The organism is Moraxella caprae DSM 19149 (assembly GCF_000426885.1).
GTDB classification, from domain to species: Bacteria; Pseudomonadota; Gammaproteobacteria; order Pseudomonadales; family Moraxellaceae; genus Moraxella; species Moraxella caprae.
Genome location: NZ_AUGF01000066.1, coordinates 1 through 7,867 on the forward strand (window position 1 = coordinate 1; position 7,867 = coordinate 7,867).

At 39.7% G+C, this 7,867-nt stretch carries 5 protein-coding genes; 1 reads left to right on the top strand and 4 read right to left on the bottom strand.

The features are described 5' to 3' along the window. Positions 1-182: 182 nt before the first annotated feature. Positions 183-833 (top strand): recombinase family protein, encoded by a 651-nt coding sequence (locus tag K941_RS0111620; protein ID WP_051226055.1) that lies wholly within the window; start codon positions 183-185, stop codon positions 831-833. 90 nt (positions 834-923) lie between these two features. On the opposite strand, the gene K941_RS0111625 is transcribed toward K941_RS0111620, so the two are convergent. The 4 genes from K941_RS0111625 to virB11 all read right to left on the bottom strand — a co-directional run bounded on the left by K941_RS0111625 (position 924) and on the right by virB11 (position 7,851). After that, positions 924-3,503: a DUF5710 domain-containing protein gene (locus tag K941_RS0111625; RefSeq protein ID WP_029103743.1), complete on the bottom strand. Its 2,580-nt coding sequence runs from the start codon at positions 3,501-3,503 to the stop codon at positions 924-926. Positions 3,504-3,708: 205 nt separating this feature from the next. Beyond that, positions 3,709-4,017: a hypothetical protein gene (locus tag K941_RS0111630; RefSeq protein ID WP_029103744.1), complete on the bottom strand. Its 309-nt coding sequence runs from the start codon at positions 4,015-4,017 to the stop codon at positions 3,709-3,711. Then, positions 4,010-6,268, bottom strand: coding sequence for a DNA topoisomerase (locus K941_RS0111635; protein ID WP_029103745.1), 2,259 nt, complete (start codon positions 6,266-6,268; stop codon positions 4,010-4,012). Before K941_RS0111635 ends, K941_RS0111630 begins: the two co-directional genes overlap by 8 nt. Before the next feature lie 557 nt (positions 6,269-6,825). Next, on the bottom strand, positions 6,826-7,851 hold the full coding sequence (virB11, locus tag K941_RS0111645; RefSeq protein ID WP_228130412.1) for a P-type DNA transfer ATPase VirB11: 1,026 nt from the start codon (positions 7,849-7,851) through the stop codon (positions 6,826-6,828). Between the last annotated feature and the right edge of the window lie 16 nt (positions 7,852-7,867).

Genomic DNA, 7,867 nt, shown 5'->3' on the forward strand with positions numbered 1-7,867 from the left:
AAGCCAGTAAAATTAAAACTTTCATCATAACACCTTTTGGATTGATTATTAAGTATGTATCAATAGGGTACACCCTAATAACATATATTATACTCCATTAAAAATCTGTGTCAATAGGGTTATATTGATTTTTTGACATAACTATTGCATAATAAGACCAATTTTGAGATATGACATAAAAAATGAAAGACCCATTAGACCAAGACCGAACTGTTGATATTGATGAGTTAAATATTCAAAAAGTGCAGACTGTTGGCTATGTGCGAGTGTCCAGTTCAGACCAAAACACCGACCGCCAGCTTGACGGTGTCGTCCTTGACCGCATTTTTATTGATAAGATGACAGGCTCAACAAAAGACCGTACCCAGCTCCAAGAATTATTAAATTATGTACGCTATGGCGATACAGTCGTGGTGCATAGCCTTGACCGCTTGGCTAGAAGTCTTGAAGACCTAATTTTTATCATTAACCAGCTCAACAAAAAAGGGGTCAGCTTTAAATCTATCAAAGACAACCTAACTTTTGACGGTGTCAATAACAGCCCTATGGATAAATTCTTTTTGCACATCTTAGGGGCGGTGTCAGAACTAGAACGAGCTTTAATCCGTGAACGCCAAAAAGAGGGTATAGCCAAAGCCAAACAAAGGGGCGTGTATAAAGGGCGTAAACCAACCTTAACTGCCGACAAAATCAAGCTTATAGAAGAGCGGTTGGCACAAAAAGAAAAGGACTTGCAAAGTTACAAATCCATTTCATACCAAAGCATTGCTGATGAAATTGGCGTGAGCCTTGCTACACTTAACCGCTATCTTGCCAAACGCAAAAAGAAATAGCGTGCATTTTACAGGTAGGTTTTTGTAATGGCTGATTGTTTGTACAAGCCGTTAGGCAAACGCTCAAAAATAACAGCAATAAGCACCTGCTCACGGCTTGCCGCCTCCGCCAAGCCCTATTTCTTTTTCTTTACCAATTTCAAGGTCATTGGCTTTGCTGGCAATGTCGCCCTTGCCGTTTGCCCCATAGACAATTTTTAATTTTGAGCTGGTGTCTTGCTCTTGAATGCCCGGCAAATCTTTGGTTTGATGAACGATAATTTTACCCGTACCAGTCTTTTGCAGAGTTATATCATCGCCAACTGAAATAATGTGACCTGTATAAGTACCACCAGCTCTTGCAGGCTCAGAACCGCCCCTACCTATCACATTGGCAGGTTGTCTATGTGGTCTATGAAGTCCTGATTCTGTCTTAGGAAGTTGGCTTTCTGTGCCTCCCACTCGTCCAATTTCGCTTGATGTTCTGGTGTTCTCTCTTTCGCCCAGTTGGTTGCTCGTGCTGCCACCTCCTGACGAAAACTCTCGTCTTGACTCATTTTGACTGAAAGCTCGTGAGCCTCGTTCAGCCATTCGTTCAGCCAGTTGTTTGTGTTCTGACCCTGCGGCTTGTTTAAAACATTCGTCATTGATTACTCCAATTTCATACTGTTTAATTAAATGGGTTGTCAAACGCTCCTTAATTTGAGCCTCTGTCCCCTGTGATTTTAGCACATCTAAATGTTGCCAACCAGCATATTCAACCTTGCCATTGTTGCCATTTGGTTTATCTATAATGGTTAAACCAACACTATCGCCAAAAGTATTGTGAACAGCCTTTAAGCCGTCATAAGTATTGCCCTGTATGCGTGCCATTGCCGCAATGGACGACCCACGACCGTCCGCTGGGTCATAGAATCTTTTAAAGGTGTTATCGAGGGCTTGCTCAGGCAAGGGATTGACCGCCACAATCTCAACTTTAAATCCTCTTTCTAAGGCTTTTTGTATTTTATCCATACTGGCAGGATTTTGATGAGCATTGGCGAGCTGACCCTCAAATACCACCGCCACATTATCTTTTAACTGACGTTTATTTAAAACTGTGGTTGTTTTACCAGCCCCCGGGCTGCCTGTCAAAAATACAACTGTATCTCGCCCATTTTCAATAGGCTTATCCAGCATATCATTAAAATGTTTGGCGGCAAGTGCGGCAGCGGTGTTATGTACAGCGTTATTGTGCTTGTTTCGTGTTTCTTGGGATTGGCTGTATTGACTAAACATTTCTTTCATCATATCAGAGGCAATATAGCGACCCTCAAAAGTTTTCTCGTGCAAAGCATAATCTTTAATGATTTTATCTTTGTCTTTAAAGGCAGTCAGCATAACTGTCTCTTGTACTCGCTGAATTTCCTTATCAGCAAATTCAACCTTTTTTATGGATAAATCCAAATTTCTTTGCAAGCCAATATCTACAAGCTGAGTTCTAAATTGGTCTCTCAGCTCCACAACACCCTTATCCTTTAAAACATCATTCCAATCCGAGCCTGAGTCGTGTTCAGAAAACTTGGGGGCAACCACATATCCACCAACTGCCACCGCCGCCTCTGTCGCCTTTTCTATGCCAGTATTTAAGTTTGTGGTATGACCAAGAACCTCTCTTTCACGAGCGGTTTTGTGGTCATTGTCGGCTGCCATATACAGTACACTATCAGGGAAATGCTCACGAACCGTCAAAGCCACACTTTTTAAATTGCCAGCATCAAATGCCATAATAACAGGCTTATTTAACTGTTCATAAAGTGTTGCTGCTGTTGCGTATCCCTCAGCAATCAAAATCGCCTCATTATTTTTGGGCTGACCCAGCACAAGAAATGACCCAGCTTTTTGACCGTCTGTTAAAAATGACTTAAAACTATTTTTATCCCTACCAATGGTTTGAATGGTTGTAACATTGCCGTCTTTGTCATACGCAGGAATCATCAAATCCCCAGCCGTTAAAACGCTGATTCTATCTCCATTTTCCTTAAAATGCTCTCGCATTGACTTTGCCTCACGCCAATCACGAGCAATTCTAATATTGCCGTCTTGTACCGCAGTTTCAGGCTGTGGCACAATGTAAAGACCGTGAGCCTGTACACCCTTTTTGGTCAAATAAGGATAGTCAGTTGCTGGCTGTGCTGCTGCTAGGATTTTCTGAGCAGATTGGGCGGTGTGAGCATACAACTTGGCTTGTGCCTCCGCTCTTTCACGCTGGATTCGCTCAATTTCCTCAGGCGGTGTAAAAGTATGGGAATGGCTTTTTGATGAAAAATAAGCAGTCTGACCTGTCTTAAAATTATTAAAAGACCCACGCCATACCCCATTTTCTTCTGTAACAATATATCCGCCCTTTTTGCTGTTGGATTTGTCGCCTTGAATATGTAGGCTGTGCCATCTACCGTCAGCGATAGGGTGTCCTGCTGGTATGTCCGCCCCAAAACTTTGTAAAAATTTTTTAAATTCATATTCAGGGCTGGCATATTCAGCCTGTGGTTTGGTTGTCCATTGGCTAAATTTGGCTTTATCTATCCCCTCAGGCACATACCACATTTTTACATCAGGGTCATATTTTGCCCCCAACGCCTTAACCTTATCTTTATCCTCATAGGGTGCGTAAATATAATCACGCTCTATTTGGGTATTAAAATTTACCATTTTTTTGTCCTGAAACCTTTTGATTTAAATCTTTATTTACTCATTAAACAACTTAACATCAAGTATTGTATTAAATAAATAACCAAGAGAAAGAATATAATCTTTTATCTTTTTCTTGTCTCTTTTGTCTTTAATTTTACTGTAAATAAAAAATCCCAATATATTTACAGTAATATAAAAACAAAATATTAGACAATTTTAACTCCTATTTTAAATATTTTATGGCAATGATTCTTTCTCCTTTTTCATTGGTAAAAATTTCAAAATTACCGCCACCTTTCTTAGAAAGAAAAATCATATTACCATTTTTTGAAATTTCAATATTATTTAAAAGTTCCTGCTCTACAATATACTCCTCAGACGGCTCTACATAGGGTTTAGATTCCATAAATGAATCTATATTAGATTCATCATATTTATTCAAAAACTCATAATTAAAAATAAGACCAACTATTACCATACTTAGCAATAATATAATAATAAATAAAAATAAGTATTTTTCTTTATTACTCATATTTTGGTACTCCGCCTACTTCTTCGTAATTTTGAGTACATTTTGGATAGTTTGAACAACCAAAAAAACTATACGACTTTCCACGATTTTTACCTTTCTTAAACACGCCATTTCTATGAATGAGTTTTGAACCACAAGCCTTGCAATCAAACTCCGACAAATTTTGAGCTGGTTTCGGCTCTCGTTCGGTTGGTACACCGTCTTTGTCGCTCATTGTGTGCTTACAAGGGTTCTCTTTGTTATTCCAGCCTGAACACCCCCAATAATATTCGCCTTTCTTAAACTTGCTTTCGGCTCGTTTAAGTGGTCGCCCACATTTAGGGCAGGGCGGATTGTTTGACAAGTCTTCTTTGGGCTTGGGGCTTGGCGGTACATAGCCTTGCTTTAAGCGGTCAATGACAGGGTAAATGGTGCTTTTGGCGACTTCATCAGCAAAGGCTTTAACATCAGCTCCTGTTTTAATCTGTTTTTGCTGTTCGTGCCAAATGGCGGTTAAATCAGGGTAGCGAAGTGTATCATCTAGCAAATCATATAAGGCTTTACCTCTGTCCGTTGAAACAATAGATTTACCCTTTTGGGTCAAATAACCACGCCCAAAGAGTTTATCCATAATCGTAGCACGAGTAGCAGGTGTGCCAATACCGCCGTGTTCACCCTGTTTGTCTTTATCCTTATCTTTTAGAACTTTGGCAAGGTGTGGGTCTTTGACATATTTAGCGACTTGGGTCAAGTCTTTTAAAAGCGTTTGCTCGGTGTACAAAGGCTTTGGCTTGGTTTCGCACTCTTGACTTACAATTTGCCCTGATTGTCCTGCCATACCATTTGCAAGACTTCTAAGGTCAGCTAATTGGGTATCTTCATCAGTTGCCACTTCTTCATTGGCAGGGTCTTTGCGGTACAACAGTTTCCAGCCTAGCGACTTATCAAAGCGTGCAGTAGCAGTAAATTGATAAGGTGTACCGTCCACCACCACATCAAGCATTATTTTGGTTTCGTCATATTCGTAAGGCGGATAGAATTGGGCGATATAAGAGCGTGCAATAAGCTTGTAAATATGCTGTTCATTGGCAGTTAAACTACCCCAGTTGCCTTGTGTTTGGGTTGGGATAATGGCGTGGTGTGCTGATACCTTTGATGAATTAAACGCTCGCCCTTTTTGATTGGGGTTGGCAGTATCACAAAAAACACCTGAATTAGGCAAAGTGCCAGTAATGCCAGCAAGCACCGCCCCCACATCAGCAAACTGTTCATCACTCAAATACTGGCAATCAGAGCGGTTATAGGTAATCAAATGGTGCTTTTCACGCAAATTTTGCGTAATCTGGTCGGTCTCTTTGGCAGATATGCCATAAAGACGGCTTGCGTCCCCTTGTAGCTTAATCAGATTATAAGGTAAGGGGGCAGGGTCAGCACAACTCTTTGTGGTCGCCAAAAGCACTTTGGCAAATTGGTTACTTAGATAATTGGCAAGATTTTGGGCAAATGTTTTGTCAATCAATCGTCCTTTATCATCGGTAGGGTCTGTGTCTTTGGGTTGATATTTGGCAGTAAATCCCACGCCATTTACCATAAATTCGCCTTGTACCACATAATAAAAACTCTTTTTATGGCTTGCATTCTCACGGTCTCTACGCACCACAAGTCCCAAGACAGGGGTTTGCACTCGCCCAATATGCCAAGTTTCACGGTTGCCTGTTTTGGCTTGCTCACTTAGGCTATATGCACGAGTAAGATTATAACCTACCGATTGGTCGGCAATCGCCCTACTTTCAGCAATCCAGCCTAAATACTCAAATTCACTATTGGGGCGTAAATTGGCAAGCGATTTTTGTACAACGGCAGGGGTATTGTCGTTAATCAACACTCTAAGCACAGTCTTTTTATTGCCAAAAAACCTAAGTAATTCATCAATGAGTAGCTGTCCTTCTTCGTCAGGGTCTCCTGCGTTCACAATCGTGGTTGCCTTACCCACTAGCTCTTTGATAATTTTTACTTGCTTGGCTTTGTCTTTGGGGACTTTTCTAGGAGCAGGGAACATAGGCGGTATCGGTAAATCCGCCATTACCCAACGCTCATATTTTGGGTCTATCTCGTCAGGGTCTTTTAAAGCGAGCATATGTCCAAAACACCAAGTAACCACATCTTGACTGATTGGGTGTTGGTAGTAGCCTTCAAAATTTTTAAAACCACCGCCAAGACCTTTGCAAATGGCTTTGGCAAGTTCGGGTTTTTCTGCTATGAACAATCTCATCGTTATTTAATCCAAGTATGGTAAATGATGTAAGCAACCAATACAGCTGTCATAAATTTAACAACAAGCAATAAAAAACGCAAAAACCAATATTGTATTTCCAAATAAAAAATATCTCTTTTGAGTTTTTCGTTTTCTTGAATAACTTTTTTGTCAATAGGGCGATTACCCCAAAGCAAATCAAAATTGGATTGTGTGTATCTGATATGATTTTTATCTTTGAAGTTTCTTTGACCTTGCCTGATATTTCTTCTATCAATTCATCAAGTGTTTTCCTGTATGCAGGATTAACCAATAATTCATAAATACGCCACATATTAGTATTACCCCTGTCTTGCAATTCTCTTAAAACCAACTTAACAAATAGAGATTTACATTGATTATTGATTATTGATTATTGATTATTGATTATTTTTATACAATAAATCATCCAATTTTTTTACTAATAACATCGCCATATTGTTGAATTCATAGACACATTATAACATTAAAAATACATTAAATCAATGTATTTTTAATGTTTTTTTAATTTATTTTTTACATTAAAATAATTTATTTTATCCAAACATTTCCTGTACATAAATAGGGTCAAAATACACCTCTTTGAGTCGCCTTTGGTCAAAGTACAACACAACATCAATGGTAGAATACAAAAGCGACTTAATCGCCTCCAAATCCACCGTCCGCCCCACTTCTGAGGATTTTACAAGGTTGGCAATACGGCTAAATGTATGCACCGCACTATTGGCGTGAACGGTAGTAATTCCCCCGGGGTGTCCTGTATTTAAGCTCATCAAATATTCCCAAGTCTCCGCTCCACGAAGTTCTGCAAGCAAAATACGGTCAGGCGACAATCGCATACACGCCATTAACGCCTCAAAAGCCGACACACGCCCTTTGGCATTTCCAAACATCATATGTAGATGATTAGGGTGATTTGGCAGGTGTAACTCGTGGACATCTTCAATCGTGATAATCCGCTCATCACTTGGAATTTCTGTAATTAGAGCTTTGGCAAAAGTGGTTTTACCGCTACCAGTTTTACCAGCAATCACAATGTTTTTGTGATATTGTACGCATTTGGACAAAAAACTAATAATATTGCCATTTGCCTTTAATTCCATCAATTCCTTGTCTTTGTCGGTCAAATGGTATTTGTCAGTAATTTGTTTATTAAAACTTTTATCCTCCCAATTATCAAAAGCTCCATATTCTTTTAATTCCGCCAAACTAAAAGAAACTGTACTATGCTTTCGCACCGTAAAAGATACCTGACCGTCCAGCGTGGCAGGATAACGCACCACTTGGCAGCGGCTACCGTCAGGCATAATCAAAGACCCAATGGGAATCTCACTTTGGTTATTGTAAGAAAAAATGGCGGTAATTAAATTATTAAGTTTTTGCTCTGTGAGCTTTTCAATAATTTGTTTTTGCCAACCATTAAAACCCTTATACCAAAGCTCCTGTGGTTGATTTATGGTAATTTCTGTAACCTCAGGTCTGTCCAAAATTTCTTTGATTGGCTCTAACAATAAATTGACCGTTAAAGCCCTATCCTGATTCACTGCATTATCCTGACTCAAAATTGCCTCCTATTTG